The sequence below is a fragment of the Cohnella kolymensis genome (assembly GCF_000829465.1).
Lineage (GTDB): Bacteria > Bacillota > Bacilli > Paenibacillales > Paenibacillaceae > Cohnella > Cohnella kolymensis.
Window position 1 is genome coordinate 18,204 of the sequence record NZ_JXAL01000012.1, and the last position, 16,641, is coordinate 34,844.

General features: G+C 51.1%; 16 protein-coding genes, 1 tRNA gene and 3 pseudogenes. 19 read left to right on the top strand and 1 reads right to left on the bottom strand.

Going from position 1 to position 16,641, the window contains the following annotated elements; genetic code table 11:
• Nucleotides 1–48 precede the first annotated feature (48 nt).
• From SD71_RS08400 to SD71_RS08415, 4 genes and pseudogenes are all read left to right on the top strand, one after another.
• Nucleotides 49–822 (top strand): ParA family protein, encoded by a 774-nt coding sequence (locus tag SD71_RS08400; protein WP_041062001.1) that lies wholly within the window; start codon nucleotides 49–51, stop codon nucleotides 820–822.
• Nucleotides 803–1,650, top strand: a pseudogene (locus tag SD71_RS08405) (ParB/RepB/Spo0J family partition protein). Before SD71_RS08400 ends, SD71_RS08405 begins: the two are co-directional and overlap by 20 nt.
• A gap of 96 nt (nucleotides 1,651–1,746) precedes the next feature.
• On the top strand, nucleotides 1,747–2,922 hold the full coding sequence (locus tag SD71_RS08410; protein WP_041062002.1) for an aminotransferase class V-fold PLP-dependent enzyme: 1,176 nt from the start codon (nucleotides 1,747–1,749) through the stop codon (nucleotides 2,920–2,922).
• 21 nt (nucleotides 2,923–2,943) lie between these two features.
• Nucleotides 2,944–3,435 carry a DUF4446 family protein gene (locus tag SD71_RS08415; protein ID WP_052476083.1) on the top strand — a complete coding sequence of 164 codons (492 nt, stop codon included), beginning with the start codon at nucleotides 2,944–2,946 and terminating at the stop codon, nucleotides 3,433–3,435.
• Here SD71_RS08415 and yyaC read toward each other — a convergent pair.
• Nucleotides 3,410–4,030 carry a spore protease YyaC gene (yyaC, locus tag SD71_RS08420; protein WP_041062003.1) on the bottom strand — a complete coding sequence of 207 codons (621 nt, stop codon included), beginning with the start codon at nucleotides 4,028–4,030 and terminating at the stop codon, nucleotides 3,410–3,412. The genes SD71_RS08415 and yyaC overlap by 26 nt on opposite strands.
• 75 nt (nucleotides 4,031–4,105) lie before the next feature.
• Between yyaC and SD71_RS08425 the strand changes: the two genes are divergently transcribed.
• From SD71_RS08425 to dnaB, 15 genes and pseudogenes are all read left to right on the top strand, one after another.
• Nucleotides 4,106–4,387 (top strand): DUF3343 domain-containing protein, encoded by a 282-nt coding sequence (locus tag SD71_RS08425; protein ID WP_052476084.1) that lies wholly within the window; start codon nucleotides 4,106–4,108, stop codon nucleotides 4,385–4,387.
• A 14-nt stretch (nucleotides 4,388–4,401) separates the two neighbouring features.
• Nucleotides 4,402–5,262, top strand: a complete 861-nt coding sequence (locus SD71_RS08430; RefSeq protein ID WP_052476085.1) for a mechanosensitive ion channel family protein — start codon at nucleotides 4,402–4,404, stop codon at nucleotides 5,260–5,262.
• 39 nt (nucleotides 5,263–5,301) lie between these two features.
• Nucleotides 5,302–5,520, top strand: coding sequence for a DUF951 domain-containing protein (locus SD71_RS08435; protein ID WP_041062005.1), 219 nt, complete (start codon nucleotides 5,302–5,304; stop codon nucleotides 5,518–5,520).
• Between the two features lie 100 nt (nucleotides 5,521–5,620).
• Nucleotides 5,621–5,711 (top strand) — tRNA-Ser (locus SD71_RS08440).
• Between the two features lie 543 nt (nucleotides 5,712–6,254).
• Complete coding sequence (gene rpsF / locus SD71_RS08445) at nucleotides 6,255–6,542, top strand: 30S ribosomal protein S6 (RefSeq protein ID WP_041062006.1); 288 nt, start codon at nucleotides 6,255–6,257, stop codon at nucleotides 6,540–6,542.
• 66 nt (nucleotides 6,543–6,608) lie between these two features.
• Nucleotides 6,609–7,081 (top strand): annotated as a pseudogene (ssb, locus tag SD71_RS08450) (single-stranded DNA-binding protein).
• A gap of 20 nt (nucleotides 7,082–7,101) precedes the next feature.
• Nucleotides 7,102–7,440 (top strand): 30S ribosomal protein S18, encoded by a 339-nt coding sequence (gene rpsR, locus SD71_RS08455; protein ID WP_041062007.1) that lies wholly within the window; start codon nucleotides 7,102–7,104, stop codon nucleotides 7,438–7,440.
• A 202-nt stretch (nucleotides 7,441–7,642) separates the two neighbouring features.
• A complete protein-coding gene (locus tag SD71_RS08460) occupies nucleotides 7,643–8,668 on the top strand; it encodes an LCP family protein (RefSeq protein WP_041062008.1) in 1,026 nt (341 codons plus the stop codon).
• Nucleotides 8,669–8,779: 111 nt separating this feature from the next.
• Complete coding sequence (locus tag SD71_RS08465) at nucleotides 8,780–9,220, top strand: CBS domain-containing protein (protein ID WP_041062009.1); 441 nt, start codon at nucleotides 8,780–8,782, stop codon at nucleotides 9,218–9,220.
• A 62-nt stretch (nucleotides 9,221–9,282) separates the two neighbouring features.
• Nucleotides 9,283–11,244: an amidohydrolase family protein gene (locus SD71_RS08470; RefSeq protein WP_041062010.1), complete on the top strand. Its 1,962-nt coding sequence runs from the start codon at nucleotides 9,283–9,285 to the stop codon at nucleotides 11,242–11,244.
• A gap of 222 nt (nucleotides 11,245–11,466) precedes the next feature.
• On the top strand, nucleotides 11,467–11,769 hold the full coding sequence (locus SD71_RS08475; protein ID WP_041062011.1) for a MazG-like family protein: 303 nt from the start codon (nucleotides 11,467–11,469) through the stop codon (nucleotides 11,767–11,769).
• Nucleotides 11,770–11,774: 5 nt separating this feature from the next.
• Nucleotides 11,775–12,671 (top strand): DUF2232 domain-containing protein, encoded by an 897-nt coding sequence (locus SD71_RS08480; protein ID WP_041062012.1) that lies wholly within the window; start codon nucleotides 11,775–11,777, stop codon nucleotides 12,669–12,671.
• A 21-nt stretch (nucleotides 12,672–12,692) separates the two neighbouring features.
• Nucleotides 12,693–14,657 carry a DHH family phosphoesterase gene (locus SD71_RS08485; protein WP_041062013.1) on the top strand — a complete coding sequence of 655 codons (1,965 nt, stop codon included), beginning with the start codon at nucleotides 12,693–12,695 and terminating at the stop codon, nucleotides 14,655–14,657.
• Nucleotides 14,654–15,097, top strand: a complete 444-nt coding sequence (gene rplI, locus SD71_RS08490; protein ID WP_041062014.1) for a 50S ribosomal protein L9 — start codon at nucleotides 14,654–14,656, stop codon at nucleotides 15,095–15,097. Before SD71_RS08485 ends, rplI begins: the two co-directional genes overlap by 4 nt.
• A gap of 3 nt (nucleotides 15,098–15,100) precedes the next feature.
• Nucleotides 15,101–16,473 (top strand): annotated as a pseudogene (gene dnaB, locus SD71_RS08495) (replicative DNA helicase).
• The last annotated feature ends 168 nt before the right edge of the window (nucleotides 16,474–16,641 follow it).

Below are 16,641 nucleotides of genomic sequence, written 5' to 3' on the forward strand. Positions count from 1 at the left end.
GTCCGCATTTTCTTTCCCCTAAAGGCGATAAATATTGAGGTGAATAGGTTGTCTAAAATCATTGCGGTTGCCAATCAAAAAGGTGGTGTCGGAAAGACGACGACAGCGGTCAATTTGGGCGCTTGTCTCGCTTCTCTGGGCAAAAAAGTGTTGATTGTCGATATCGATCCGCAAGGAAACACAACAAGCGGCATCGGCATTAACAAAGGCGACGTTAATTACTGTATTTACGATGTATTGATTAATGAGGTGCATCCCAAGCAGGCTATTACTGAGACGGGCATTGCCAATCTTAAAATTCTTCCGGCTACCATTCAACTGGCAGGTGCTGAAATAGAATTGGTTCCGACGATGTCACGCGAAATTCGCTTGAAGAAAGCGCTGGGACTCGTACGCAAAGAGTATGACTACGTTCTGATCGACTGCCCGCCATCTTTGGGCATCCTGACGATTAACTCTTTGACGGCGGCCGATTCGGTTTTGATCCCGATTCAATGCGAGTTTTATGCGCTTGAGGGATTAAGTCAGCTCCTTAATTCCATCAGACTCGTGCAGAAGCATTTGAACACCTCGCTGCAGATTGAAGGCGTTCTGCTGACCATGTTCGACGCTCGGACGAATCTTGGAATCCAAGTGATCGAAGAGGTTAAGAAATATTTTCAACAAAAGGTTTATCAGACGATTATTCCGCGTAACGTCCGGTTGAGCGAAGCGCCTTCTCACGGGCAGTCCATTATTACTTACGATCCGAAGTCAAAAGGTGCAGAGGTGTATCTCGAACTGGCGAAGGAAGTGATTAGCTATGAGCAAGCGGCTAGGTAAAGGGTTAGATGCACTCATAACTTCTTTATCTATTAAGGAAGACGATAAAATTGTTGAAATACCGTTGTCGCAGCTGCGGCCGAATCCCTATCAGCCTCGCAAATCATTTGACGAGGATGCAATCAAGGATTTGGCGGAATCGATCCGTGAGCACGGCGTAATCCAACCGATTATCGTCCGTCAGGCGTTAAAGGGATATGAAATCATTGCCGGTGAACGACGGTTCCGCGCTTCACAGCTGCTGGGCACAGCGACAATCCCTGCAGTAGTGAGAATGTATAACGATCAACAAGTGATGGAAATCGCGCTGATCGAGAATGTGCAAAGGGAAGATCTGAACGCGATTGAAGTCGCGGTGGCGTACAACGCGATTATGAACCAATTTACACTCACTCAGGAAGAATTATCTCTAAAGGTGGGTAAGTCCAGATCGCACATTGCGAATTTCCTGCGGTTGCTGTCGCTTCCGGAAGAAATTAAAACTATGTTCTACGTGGAACATTATCAATGGGACATGCGCGTGCTCTCGCCGGAATTAAAGAAGATTCAAAGAGAAGAGAGCTGGCTCAGCTGACGGTCGCTAACGAGTGGAGCGTTCGCGAACTGGAAGAGGCGGTGCAGAAAACCGAGGTCAACGGAAAGCCGAAAACGAAGTCGAAATCTAAAAAGCGCGATCCCTTCCTGGAACAGCTGGAAGAATCTCTGCAGGAGAAATTTCAGACAACCGTAAGGATCAAGCCGAATAAAGATAAGGGCAGAATCGAAATTTCCTACTTTGGAAAGAGCGATTTGGAAAGGCTGCTGGAAATGCTGAAGGCGATGGCGTAAAACAGCGATGAGGATAGCATACCCAAGTTGTAATCTTCCCACGGAAAGATTAAACTAGGTATGCTATCGTTGTTTCGGGGCGGTGAACAAGTATAAATGAATCATAATCGGTCTTTCATCTATATGGATAATGCAGCAACGACCTGGCCGAAACCTCCATCCGTGATCGAGGCGATGGAGCGCTGTATGCTTGAGAGTGCAGCGAATCCGGGAAGAGGCAGCCATACGATGGCGGTGAAAGCGAGCCGCGTTCTGTTCGAGACACGCAAGCGGTTGTCCAAGCTTTTTCATATTGCAAATCCTAACGATATCGCATTTACATTGAATACAACACACGCATTAAACTTGGCCATACAAGGACTGCTGAAGCCGGGGGATCATGTGATCGCAACATCCCTCGAGCATAATTCAACCAGAAGGCCGCTCGAGGCATTGAAACGAACAATCGGCATCGAAGTTACGTATATCACAACCGATGCAAAGGGCGTTCTCGATTTAAAGCAGGTAGAGGATGCGATTAATGAGAGGACTAAGCTGGTTACGGCTGTGCACAGTTCTAACTTGCTAGGTACGATTCTTCCTGTGGCGGAACTCGGTGAGATTGCGAGACGGAGACGAATCAGGCTTTTGATAGATGCGGCGCAGACTGCCGGCGTATTGCCGATTGATGTAACCGCTATGGGCATCGATCTTCTCGCATTCCCTGGTCATAAGGGGCTTCTCGGACCGCAGGGAACCGGGGGCTTATACATAAATCCGGAGATCGAGCTTGAGCCTCTGCTCTTCGGAGGAACGGGAAGCAAATCCGAAGAGATCGGGCAGCCGAAGATCCGGCCAGACCGTTATGAAGCCGGAACGCAGAATACCGTCGGCCTGGCCGGACTGGCAGAAGGTGTTCGCTTTGTCTTAAACGAGACGGTGGAGACCATTCATGCCAAGGAGAAGGCACTGACATATGAACTGATGGAGGGTCTTCAGCAAATTCCCGGCCTGTCCATACTGGGTCCCGATGTTGGGCAAGAACGGACGGCCATCGTTTCTTTTTTACTGGAGGGAGTGGACCCTTCGGAAATTGCGTTTTTGCTGGACCAACAGTTCGGAATCGCAGTCCGATCAGGTTTTCATTGCACTCCGCTTGGCCATCAGACTGCAGGATCGTATGAAACGGGCGCGGTACGCCTAAGCCCCGGGTATTTTACGGAGAAGTCGGAAATTGAATCGGTAATCGAAGCGGTAAAAGAAATCAATGTAACGCTCACAGCAAGAGCATAACACTGGGGGAGACACAATCACATGGACGGATGGAACGCTCAAATTGCGATGGCAATCGTTGCAGGGGAAGGCCTGCTGCTTTTGTTAATGTTTATTTGGCTGGCTGCGCTCAGCGGCAAATTGAGTAAATTGAAAAAGGCTCACCGCAAACTGGTAGGGGATACCGGGGTGAGTGGAATAGAAGATGTCATGCATGTCATACATGAACAGCTGTCCGATCTTAATCGTACGCATGAGCAGCAAGAACAGCGGCTGCAACAAATAGAGAGACGCCTGACCGCGCTTAAGGGGCGCGTTGGCGTCCATCGTTTCAATGCTTTCTCGGATACGGGAAGCGATTTGAGTTTTTCGGTCGCATTTGTAAATGAAGAGGAAGACGGGGTCGTGATCACGGGCATTCACGGAAGGGAACAAACGTTCCTGTACGCAAAGCCGATCGACAAGGGTCAATCCGCATATATCTTAACGCCGGAAGAGAAGACGGCCATCAGTCTGGCAATGCAAAAGGCATAACGCTTCGGGTATTCTGAATGGCTCGTAAAAGACTTTGAGCAATGATTTCTGACATTTTCACTACTAAATTAAGACGTGTATTCTGCAGAACGAAATATTCCATGAATCCGCCGACATTTACGATCCCGGTCATATGTATATCTCCAACCGGCGGCAGCTCTTTGTTGACGCCGGCGCCGGGGCGCACAGGGCCGGAGCCCAGCTGAATACACCCGACACTTGATACTTGTCCGAGGCAAGCGTCTACGGCGATTACGAAAGGCTGGCGTGACGATCTAAGAATCTTGAGTAAAGTATCTCCCAAGTTCATCGCATGCACGGGTTCATCCAATGTACCGTACAAGTCGAATAAAGTGCTGCAGTTGCCTTCACGCGATAAAGCGGTCCCCACAAGCGGACCGAGCGAGTCTCCCGTGGAACGATCGGTGCCGACGCAGACGACGACAATACGGCGCTCTAGCGGCAAATCCCTCAAATAATGTTCAAGATTCTGGGACAATCGATTCATAACAGTAGGTTCATTAAAAGGAATTTTTAATGAGAGCGCCGCCGAATCCGCTGCGGTGCCCGGCCGTTTCTCCCACGCGCCGTTCATTCGTCCGCTTCGCCTCCTCCCATAGTATGTTACTAGTATATGGATGAGAGGGCTCTTTTATACTTGCATGTCTCTATGTTACACAGTCAGCGCCGGGAGGAACGGTGTATCGTGTCACTATTGATTGCATTCGATTCCACCCAGCAGGCTCTGCGTGCCGAAATGCTGTTGGAATACGCGGATATTGAGATCGATATCTGTCCGACGCCGAAGGAGATTACAGCCGGATGTGCCCTATCGATTGCATTCCCAGCGGAGGCGCTCTCTGAAGTGAGGCGGATCATTTCATCTGAGCAGGTAATGATTCGGGGCTTATTCCGAAAAAATTGTACAGGCTATGAAGAGATTATGGTTTGAAAGGAGGCTTTCCGATGCGTGCGATGATGAAGATCGCGGAAGACCCGTCCACGGATCATCTGTGGCAAGAATTCGTAAATAAGATTATGGCTATGGTCACAAATACGACAATGTGGACTGCAGCCGCGCTCGTTCTGGGACGAATTCTACTCATTCTTCTTGTCAGCCGGCTGGCTTTAATGGTAATTAACCGGATCATTGACCATCTCACAAGCGATCGAGAGTCTCTGCGGCTCAAACTTCGCACCCGAAGGGTACAGACGGTAGGCAAGCTCCTCAAGAATACCGCCGCTTATACCATTAATTTTATTGTTGTTCTCTTAATTCTCGGCGAGTTTGATATTCAGCTCGCCCCCCTGTTAGCGGGAGCCGGAGTGCTCGGGCTTGCGATCGGCTTTGGCGCTCAAAGCCTTGTTAAGGACGTAATTACGGGGTTCTTCATAATTCTGGAAGACCAATTCGCAGTGGGAGACGTCATTGAGACCGGTACATTTAAAGGTACGGTTGAAATGATCGGCTTGCGCGCTACCCGAATCAGAAGCTGGACCGGGGAAGTGCATATTGTTCCGAACGGATCCATCAATGCCGTCACCAATTTCTCCGTCAACCAATCGTTGGCAGTCATTGATCTCATCATTCCATACGATGAGCAGGCAGATGAAACCATGGAAGCGATCCGGACCGTATTGTCGAAACTGACGGATCCGAATATGACCGGAACCCCTGAACTGCTCGGGATACAGAAGCTCGCTCTGAACGAGATGACCTTAAGAATAACGGCAGAATGCAAAGGTAATACTCAGTCGGATGTAACGCGTGTGATCAACACTGCTGTGAAAAAAGCGCTGGAGATGAGACAGAACGAGGCTTCCTAATGGAAATTGCCGGCGAACGAAATAAATGGAGGCATTAAAATGGAAAGAAAACTTTTCGAACTTGGCGACATTGTGCAAATGAAAAAGCAGCATCCTTGCGGAGCGAACGAAATGGAAGTCATCCGCATGGGGATGGATATCCGTATTAAATGCGTGAAGTGCAAACACAGTATTCTGCTGCCTCGCGCCAAGTTCGAGAAGAGTCTCAAAAAAGTACTGAGGTCAGCGGCGGATGCGCAGACCACAGACCAGGAATGACGTGCGTAACAACCAGGTATAGAACGGAGTACAGCAAGGAATGTGGGGAATAACTCCAGTTGCGCGGTCACTGTAAATATGTTATTATTTTTCTTGCTGTGGAGAGGTACCCAAGAGGCCCAAGGGGGTTGACTCGAAATCAACTAGGCGTCGCGAGGCGTGCGTGGGTTCGAATCCCACTCTCTCCGCCATTACATACATAGCTCTATCAAACGGCTCTATTAGAGCCGTTTTTGTTTGCATAAAAACGAAGAACCCTTCTTTAAGGGGTTCTCCGGGCGACGTGTAATGAGATCAAGAATCGTTGCCAAGCGTTGCTGATTTCAAATCAGCTCTTCGGTGGCCGGAATCATATCGCTGTGTTACAGACCAGGTCTTTGGCACAAAATGTCCGCTGCCCTACTCCGAATGGAAACGTGATGTCTTGCGGCTGCTCCACCCAACAATCCAAGGGAACCACACCTCTCGATATCGTCGCCGAATCTTAGAATACCCATTTGCGAAATATATATTCCACAGCACGCAGTGAATGATCATAACTCCTAGCAGGCGAAATTCCTTCTGTGAGTAAGGGATTCCGGTTTCGCAGCAGAGAGAAAGCCTTGACCTGTACCGATGTTTGTGATAAATTATTCAGGTATGCAATTGAATGCATACTCCTTGCTCCTCGACCGTATGACCATTTATACGGTGTTTAAAGCGGGGGGCCAAAGACCAAAAGGAGGTTACGGAAGATGCGCAACTACGAGTTGATGTACATTATCCGTCCGGACGTGGAACAAGAAACCGTTCAAGCCGTCGTGGAGAAATTCCAGGGCATCATCGTGAACGGCGGAGAAATCGTTAAGCACGACATCATGGGTAAACGTCGTCTGGCTTACGAGATCAACAAGCACCGCGAAGGGACGTATGTGTTGGTTCACTTCACAGCACCGCCGACAGTTGTCGCGGAGTTGGAACGCGTACTCAAGATTTCGGATGAAATCATCCGACACATCGTTGTAAGAGACTTGACCGCGTAAACCGCACAAGAACCTGGCGGAATTCCGCCGCAAGCCTTAATGTCATGACAGGGGAGGGAACCCGCGATGTTGAATCGAGTTATTTTAATAGGACGCTTGACCAAGGATCCCGAACTTCGTTACACGCCTGCAGGTGTCGCTGTAGCCCAATTTACATTGGCGGTAGACCGTGCTTTCTCCAGCAACAAGGAAGAAAGAGAAGCGGATTTTATCCCGGTCGTTACTTGGCGCCAACTGGCTGAAACCTGCGCTAACTACCTTCGTAAAGGCCGTCTGGCCGCCGTAGAAGGGCGCATTCAGGTGCGCAACTACGAGAACAACGAAGGACGCCGCGTCTATGTGACGGAAGTCATCGCCGATAACGTTCGTTTCCTCGAATCTGCCAACCGCGACAGCGGGGGACAGGGTAGAGACGAGTCTTCAGGCGGAAGCGGCGAAGGTAACCGGAGTCCGGTACTCGCAAAAGCGGCAACAATAACGATCCCTTCGCCGATGACGGGCGACCGATTGATATTTCGGACGATGATTTGCCATTTTAACTGGAAAGGACGGAGAACAAATGAGCGAACAACAAGCAGCAGCACCAGCACAATCCCAACCTCAAGCACGTGAAGAGCGCGGACCACGCGGACCTCGTGAAGGTGGAGGCGAGCAGCGTGAGCCTCGCAAATTCCGCCGCGGCGGACGTAACAAGCGCAAAAAGGTTTGCTACTTCACAGTTAATAAAATTACCCATGTCGACTACAAAGACTTGGACTTGCTTCGCAAATTCATCAGCGAGCGCGGCAAAATCTTGCCACGCCGTGTGACCGGTACGAAAGCTAAGTATCAGCGCATGCTGACGGTTGCGATCAAACGCTCCCGCCAAATGGCTTTGCTGCCATACACAACGGAGTAATTGAGCCTGTAACACCATCCACGCTGCCGGGTAATCCGGCAGCGTGTTTCTATTTTCTGAGAAAAAATTGGGTTGTGTAGACTAGCTGTCAGCGTGTTTAATTAGGTAAGTAGCTGTAAATTACTCTGTAACAAAACAAGCACGAAAATCGTATATTAGGGGTCGGTACAGCAGGAACGCATTATTAAGGGAGAGAGAATGGATGCGGGATTATCGTCGTTTAAAAATCATTTTGATTGCCAGCTTCATGGTACTGGTCGTAGGTTCGGGCATCATTTACGCCAACCGTGGAGCATTGGCGGCGCTGGGCTATGATTTATTCCTTTCCAATAAAGTAGAAGAGAGTTTAGCAAACTCCTATGAACCGCTCAAGGATCGGCCGAAGCCGGTAAAACCGCCGGAAGTGCAAAAGCCTTTCAGTATGCTGTTGATGGGTGTTGACGCACGCCCCGGAGAAACAAGGGGACGCTCCGATACGCTCATATATACAGTGGTTCGGCCGCAGGACGGCAATGTGCTGATGTTGTCTATTCCGCGCGATACCTACACCGAGATGGTCGGCCGGGACGAGCCGGATAAAATTACACACGCTTATGCTTTCGGCGGCGCGGAAATGGCCGTCAACAGCGTGGCGAACCTGCTCGAAGCGCAAGTGGACCATTATGCGTCCATCAACTTTCAAGGTTTCGTAGAAGTGGTGGATACGTTAGGCGGCGTTTCTCTGCCTATTACCGAGGATATTGTAAATAAAGGCGCTGATCACGAGAAATTTACGGTAACGGCAAACAAAGAGAGCTATACCGGGCAAGAGGCGCTCAACTTCGTACGTTATCGTGAAGACGCCGGCGGTGATATGAGCCGCACCGAGCGAAATCGGCAGTTTCTGGAGGCGCTAATGCGCAAAGCGGCGTCCATGAAGCAGTGGGATAACATTCCCGTGATTCTGGACATCGTCGGAGAGAACTTCCGTACCGATCTTCCACCCGAGTCCATGACCGTGCTCGCCAAGCAATTTTTGCAAACCGGACATCGTATTCAAAGCTATACGCTTAAAGGGGAAGGCCAAAGAATGGGTCCGCACAGCCTCTGGTATTTCGTTGCGGAGGATGAAGATTTACAGGCGGTGCGTGCAACGATCGCAGACTGGCTAAACCCTGCCACCCCGGAAGCCGCATTAACGACACCGCAAAAAACAGCTATCACCGAACAAGACAAAAGTCCCTCTTAAAATGACAAGATGTGCTTTTTTGCAGATGGTGAGCAGCGGCTTTCACATGATATAATAAAAAAGGCCGCAGCCATTTGGCTTCGGTTCTTCGTTTTCACGAAGGAGGAACCCATGAACATTGCATTTTTTCTCCTGCCTAAACAGGATGTGATCTGCGTAGATGAGAATGCGACACTTCGGCAAACAATGGAACGTATGGAGCATCACCGGTATACCGCGGTTCCTGTCATCAGCGAACAAGGTGAATACAAAGCGACCGTCACCGAAGGTGATCTGTTGTGGTATTTGAAGAACAGGCCGGAGCTGACCTTCGACCAGCACCATCGGGTCGCGTTAAGCGAAGTGCCGATGCGTACCAACAATCGTTCCGTACGAATCGACGCGAATATGGAAGATCTCATCTCGCTCGCCAAGACCCAGAACTTTGTCCCTGTCGTCGACGATATGAACCGGTTCATCGGCATCGTCAGACGAAGCGATATCATTGACTATTGCGAACAGCTGCTTCTACCCTTTGAAGCGAATGAAAGAGAATTAAAGAGGGAAGCGTAGGAAAATATTGGGACGGTTCATCACTAGGCATTTAGACTAACCGGGTATACATGGAGGAACGGATGAGCAACCATCGCAACACTCTAACAGATCGCAAAATTTTTCCGTTTCTATTGCTGCTTGGTGTGTTGATTATTGCCGGCGGTGTGTGGGCGGGCACATCGCTGTTCCGCGACAGCGGCAAAGCTTCGCCGCCTGCCGCCGTCCCGAGGTCGGCGGCAACCGGCGAGCCGAATGCGCCGGAAGCGGCCGCCTTCACTCCCGGTAGCGCGGGATCCGGCATCGATCTACCGACTGCAGCCGAATTGGACAAGACCTATGACATTGTTATTGCAGGCGGACGAGTGATCAATCCGGAAACCAAGCTGGATAAGGAAGGCCTTAACGTGGCCGTACAAGGCGGGCAAATTGCGCTCGTTACGGATCAACAGCTGAAGGGAAAACGAGTGATTGATGCGAAAGGTCTCGTCGTGGCTCCAGGGTTTATCGACAACTTGTCGTACGATCCCAATCCGCTGGGCGTTTGGAATAAAATCGCAGACGGCGTAACGAGTAACATCGCCATGCACGGCGGCACCCATGTACCCGAGAAATGGTATCCCTACTACATACGAAACAAAACACCGGTTCATTTCGGTGCTTCATTCTTTTACACGCATGCGCGCAATCAGTTCAAGCTAGGCCGTTACGACACGGCAAAGCCGCAGCAGATCCAGAAGCTTGTGGCTGACGCCGAAAAGGCTTTGAACAACGGTGTGTTAGGCATATCTTTCAGTCTGGAATATGTGCCGGGTGTTAATGACAAGGAAATTCTGCCGCTGATGAAGCTCGCGCATAAATACAATGTGCCGGTCTACTTCCATGCGAGGTACTCCGACATGGAGGAACCGGGCACCAACATTGACGCCATTAACGAGCTGCTTGGTTATGCCAGGGCTTCGGGCGCTGCCGTTCACATCGATCACATTAACAGCACCGGCGGCACTTTTTCCATGACACAGTCGCTTAAGATGGTCGCCGACGCAATTGCGGAAGGGCTCGATATTACTTCGTGTATCTATCCTTACGATTACTGGGGAACTTATTTGAACTCCGCCCGGTTCGATGAAGGCTGGCAGGAGAGGTTCCGGATCAGCTACAACGATCTGCAGATTGCCGGGACCAAGGAGAGGCTGACGGCGGAAACTTTCAGAAAATATCAAAAACAAGGCAAGCTGGCGGTTGCTTACGCCATACCGAAACAGGACGTCATCGATTCCCTGAAAGCGCCCTATGTGATGATAGGAAGCGACGCGATACTGGAACCGGGCATGAACAATCATCCGCGAGCTTCGGGCACATTCGCCCGTACGGTCGGATTGTATGTGCGCGAACAGCAAGTGATTTCGCTATCGGATGCGATCGCGAAGATGTCGCTGATGCCTGCGCAGCGTCTCGAGAAGCAAGCTCCTGCGTTGAGGAAGAAAGGCCGTATCGCGAAAGGTATGGACGCGGACATCGTTGTGTTCGACTATAACACGATCAGCGACCGGTCCACCGTGGAGAAACCGGATATCTATTCTAGCGGCATCGAATATGTACTGATTTATGGCCAAGTTGCCATGGATAAGCAGGGACTTCATAAAGATGTTCGTGTCGGCCAGCCGATCAAAAGCGAGTTTTTGCGCGTGAAAGAAAGCAAGTCGTCACTTACGTGGGGTGATTCGGCCAAACCGTTGCTGAATTATGGCGGCTCGAATTATTTCGATTTAGAAACTTTAAAGTCGCAAGGCTATTCTTACAAATGGGACAAGGTGAAGCGCACATTCAAGCTGAGCAGCGGAGCTGAGAAAACGCAGATTAACGTTCCCCCACCCAAGGCAGGCGAGCTCATGCTGGAGCGGGGTTACAAGCTGCAGTGGGAGGACGGAACCAGCGCGGAGCTGCTCTCGGTAGGAGATCGCAGCTATGTTCCGGTAGCTGCACTGAAATCCCACGGACTGCAGGTCGCCAAAGACGGCAGCAACTGGGTTGTCCAAAACTAACATAGCCCATTTCACGCCCGGAGACTCGGCTTCTGAGATCTCCGGGCCTTTCTATACGTTACGGGGCGCACAGTTTCGGGCTTCACGGATACGGATTGAATTGCGGAATGGCCGCCGTTTTATGATATAATGGAAGTTGCAGCTTTGCGGGCTTTACGAATCAATCAAGGCTTCTTGTTCTCGCGAAACTCACGAGTTTACGTAGGAGAGGAAGGTTCGCAAATGGAACGCGATGTCGATGTAGCCACACGCGCTCGAACGATCGAATGGTTGAAAACCGAGGTTGTCGATCAGCTTTCACGCTTATTCAAAGCGATGTGGGAGGGAAGCGCAGCCCGGTTGACGGACAGCTTGGCCGGACTGATCGCCAGCTCTTACATCTTGGGCCGGCGGCTCGGCATTTCCTATCGGGATCTGGACAACGCCATTGCGGACAAATTATCTGCACTGAGACAAGAAGGACACCAATTGGAGGATCATTACCAGGATCTATCCGCATTGTCCGAACATATCCGCAAGAGGTGAACCATTTGAAAATCGGCTGGAAGCCGCTGATTTGGAGCGCGGCGGCATTGTTGTTGCTTCTCTCGATTCCGACACCCTTTATTGTAATCACAATGTTCATGATCATGACGCCCTTCGTTGTCCTGTTCACGACACTTAGTCCCGCCCGATTCGCCGCTCACGTCATTGCGATTGCAGCGGCTGCTTTTTTCCTGTTGGGAGGATACGGGCCTATTGCGCTGACAATAGGCTTGTTCTTCCTCGTTCCGTCACTGGCGATGGGGCTCTTCTATAAAAAGGGTTCGCCGGCACGAACGGCAATACTGGCCGGATTTGTCGTCATTCTGGCTCAATTCTTGTTGGAGCTGGTGCTGTTCTCCGTTCAGTTCGATATCGATTTGTCGGCTGAATTGTCCGGATTGTTAACGACTAGTCTTCAGCAGCTAGGCTCAGACGCCCTTCTGCCGCAGGGATGGACTGTCGATATGCTGAGCGAGAGCTTTATTACATGGCTGCCGACGGTTATCCTGTTTTTTGCTTTTCTGTTTGCGGTCATCACACACGGGTTGTCCCGATTGGCGCTGCGCACCGCCGGATTCGAGGCGCCTGCCTTGCCGCCGGCTAAGACCTGGAGACTTCCGCGAAGCTTGGTATTCTATTATCTCGTCGCGATCATAGCCAGTTTTGTCGTTCCGGAGAACGGCGGTTATTGGGAAGTTGTAATCGCGAACCTTCTTCCGATTTTGCAATTTGCTTTTATCATTCAAGCGATCGGCTTTTTCTTCTTTTTGGCGGATGCGAAACGATGGCCGTCTATTGCTGCGGTGCTTCTATCCGTCCCGCTGTTTCTGTTTCCCCCGTTGCATCTCATCGGCTTGATCGACGCGGCCTACCCGCTGCGTCGATATTTTGTGAAATCATAAACGACGGGAGCGATTGCGGATATGCCTAAGTTTCTCGTGCAGCGTTGGCACGGCATGCATATCGTGTGGGCGCTGCTGCTCATTTTTGCGCTGACAGTCGCATTGGCATGGTATCAATGGCTTCTTGGCCTGTTAGGCTTGGTGCTCGGAGGCATTGTCGGTGTCTATGGCGTACTGGCCGAGCGTGCTTTTCGAAAAGATTTGAACGATTATGTTCTGACACTTTCCTACCGCATCAAAAGCGTCGGCAACGATGTCATCGGACAGCTTCCGTTCGGAATTATCGTCTTTAACGAAGACAAAGAAGTACAATGGCATAACGGGTTTGTGTCAACGGTAGTAGGTAAACCTTCAATTGTCGGCGAGCCGGTGGAGGATCATTTTCCCGCTGTGCTCCAACCTCCCAAAGACAAAGAAACGGGAATTGAAACGACAATTAACGGGCGTGTCTATGAGTTGATTCCACGCATGCAAGAGCGGTTTATCTATGTACGGGATATTACCGACCGCTGGACGCTAAGGAAGCGGTACGACGAGGAGAAGCTCGCTCTCGGCATCGTCATGATGGATAATCTCGAAGAGGTCGCGCAAGGGATGGATGAACAGCAACGGGCGCTTATGCTTTCCAAGGTGACCGGAGAAATCAACGAATGGGCGCAGAAGTACGGCTTATTCCTTAGACGCCTCACATCCGACCGTTATATGGTCATCACCAACCAGATTAACTTAAAGCACTTGGAACAATCACGTTTTGAATTGTTGGACGATGTGCGGGAAATTACGATCGATCAGAAACTGCCGATGACGCTCAGTATCGGCTTCGCATCCGGCGCTGAGAACGTGATCGAGCTGGGACAGCTCGTGCAGGGTAGCCTGGATATCGCGCTGGGCCGCGGGGGCGATCAGGCAGTCGTGAAGGTCGGGCAGCGTCAAAGCTTCTACGGGGGCAAAAGCAATGCGGTCGAGAAGCGTACGCGCGTTCGGGCCCGAGTGATCTCGCATGCTTTGCGCGACTTGATCAAAGAAAGCGATCATATCGTCATCATGGGACACAAAAACCCCGATATGGATTCGATGGGAGCGGCCATCGGCGTAGCGAAGGCCGCCCAGCTCTATGGCAAGGAAGCTTATATCGTGTTGGAGGGAGTCAACCCTTCCATTCAAAGAATGATGGATATGCTGAAAGAAGATGAACGCTTGACGCGAAGATTCATTCCGCCGGAAGCGGCGTTCGGGCTTGTCGGCAAGCGTACGCTGGCGGTCGTCGTCGATACCCACCGGGCGACGATGGTGGCCGAGCCGCGGCTGCTTCAGGGGACCGACAGGATCGTCATCGTGGATCATCACCGCCGCAGCGAAGAATTCATTGAAGATGCGGTGCTTGTCTATATGGAGCCGTATGCCTCATCGACATGCGAGTTGGTTACCGAACTGCTGCAGTATATTCATGAGCGTATCTCCCTGGATGTCCGTGAAGCTACCTCATTGCTGGCAGGGATCACCGTCGATACGAAAAGCTTTACTTTGCGTACAGGTTCCCGGACCTTTGAGGCGGCTTCCTTCCTGCGCCGCAACGGCGCCGACTCCGCGCTCATCCAGCGAATGTTGAAAGAGGACCTGGACGAGTATATCCGCAAAGCTGAAATCATCCGCCATGCCGAAACCTTTATGGATTCCATCGCCATTGCAGTTTCCGAATCAGGCAAGGAGATGCCTCAGCTTCTTATCGCGCAAGCGGCAGACACGCTGTTGAACATGACCGGCATTAAAGCATCGTTCGTCGTAGGTTTAAGGCCGGACGGACTGGTAGGAATCAGCGCCCGTTCGCTCGGACAAATCAATGTGCAAATCGTAATGGAACGGCTTGGAGGCGGAGGACACCTGACGAACGCTGCGGCGCAGCTGACGGGCACGGTCACCGAGGCCGCCGAGAAATTGAAGAAAGTATTGAAGGATCTCGAAGGGGAAGAGGGGTTGTCCGAATGAAAGTGATCTTTTTGCAAGATGTAAAGGGTCAGGGGAAAAAGGGAGAAGTAAAAGAAGTATCCGAAGGTTATGCGCGTAATTTCTTGCTGCCCAAAGGGGTCGTACAGATCGCGACCGAGGGGAACAAGAAGGCGCTCGATCAAATGCAAGCATCCGCCGAGAAAAAGAAAGAGCAGGAGAAGGAAGCCGCCAAGGCGCTGGCGGCCAGTCTTTCCGAAAAGACGGTTGTGATCAAAGCGAAATCCGGCGAAGGCGGCCGGCTGTTCGGCGCGATCACAAGCAAGCAGATCGCGGATGCATTGGAAGAGCAAAAAATTAAAATCGACAAGCGAAAAATCGAACTGAATGAGCCGATTCGTACGCTTGGAGTAACCAAAGTGACCGTTAAGCTGCATACCGATGTGAAGGGCACGTTAAACGTGCAAGTGGTGGAGGCGTAACACATGAACGGAAACGGAGATCAACTGCTGTTTGACCGTGTGCCGCCGCAAAACCTGGAAGCGGAGCAGGCTGTCTTGGGGGCCATTCTGCTTGAAGCGGAGGCCCTTATCACTTCTATGGAACGGCTGCGGGCGGAAGATTTCTACAGCGTTTCGCATCAGCGGATTTATGAAGCGATGGTCGCATTAGGCGACGACAATGAGCCGATCGACCTCGTCACCTTAACGGCGCGGCTGCAGGATCTGGGCCAGCTCGATGAAATCGGCGGTGTGAGCTATCTGGCCAAATTGGCCGGCTCCGTTCCTACCGCGGCGAATGTCGAATACTACGCGCAGATCGTGGAAGAGAAGTCCATGCTGAGGCGGCTTATTCGCACCGCGACTCAGATCGTTTCAAGCGGCTATGCGACGGATGAGGATGTCGGGTCTTTGCTTGGCGAAGCCGAGCAGCGGATTCTCGAAATCTCCAATCGCCGCGCTGCGCATGGCTTCATCAGCATCCGGGACGTTCTGATGGAAGTTTTCGAACGCGTAGAGCATCTATATAACCACAAAGGCGGGACGACCGGAATCCCTTCCGGTTTCGTCGACCTGGATAAAATGACGTCCGGCTTTCAGCGCAACGACCTCATTATCGTCGCCGCCCGGCCTTCGGTAGGTAAAACCGCATTCGCGCTCAATATCGCGCAGAATGTGGCCGTCCGCTCGTCGGAGACGGTTGCCATCTTCAGCTTGGAGATGTCTGCAGGACAGCTTGTACAGCGGATGATTGTGCGGAATCCAACGTGGATGCCGGGCGCATGAGAACCGGTTACCTGGAAGGCGACGACTGGGAGAAGCTGTCCATGGCGATCGGGTCCTTGTCCGAAGCGCAAATATTCATCGATGATACGCCGGGTATTACCGTAGCCGATATACGTGCCAAGTGCCGCCGTCTGAAGAAGGAAAAAGGGCTGGGCATGATCCTGATCGATTATCTTCAGCTCATTCAAGGGCGGGGCAAAGCCGGCGAAAACCGTCAACAAGAAGTTTCGGAAATTTCCCGAACATTAAAGCAGATTGCCCGTGAGCTCGAAGTCCCTGTCATTGCCTTGTCTCAATTATCCCGTGGCGTCGAACAGCGGCAGGACAAGCGTCCGATGATGTCCGACCTCAGGGAATCCGGCTCGATCGAGCAGGACGCCGACATCGTTGCTTTCCTGTATCGCGACGACTATTACGATAAAGAAACCGAGAAAAAGAACATTATCGAGATTATTATCGCCAAGCAGCGTAACGGTCCGGTCGGCACCGTGGAATTGGTTTTCTTAAAAAATTTCAATAAATTTGTCAACTTAAGCCAAACTAGTCCAGAGGCCTTCTTAGGCAGTGCCTGATCCGACTATTGAAAATCCGAACATTAATAATTACTTAGTCCCTATTGTTCGTTATTCACGTTGACTTCCGAAAGCACACTTGCTAAACTTGTAATGCTGCCTGAACGCAATGCTGCGGTCATCAGGCGGCATTATCATGCCGGTAAAGAAGTTCCGGGTGGAGGGATT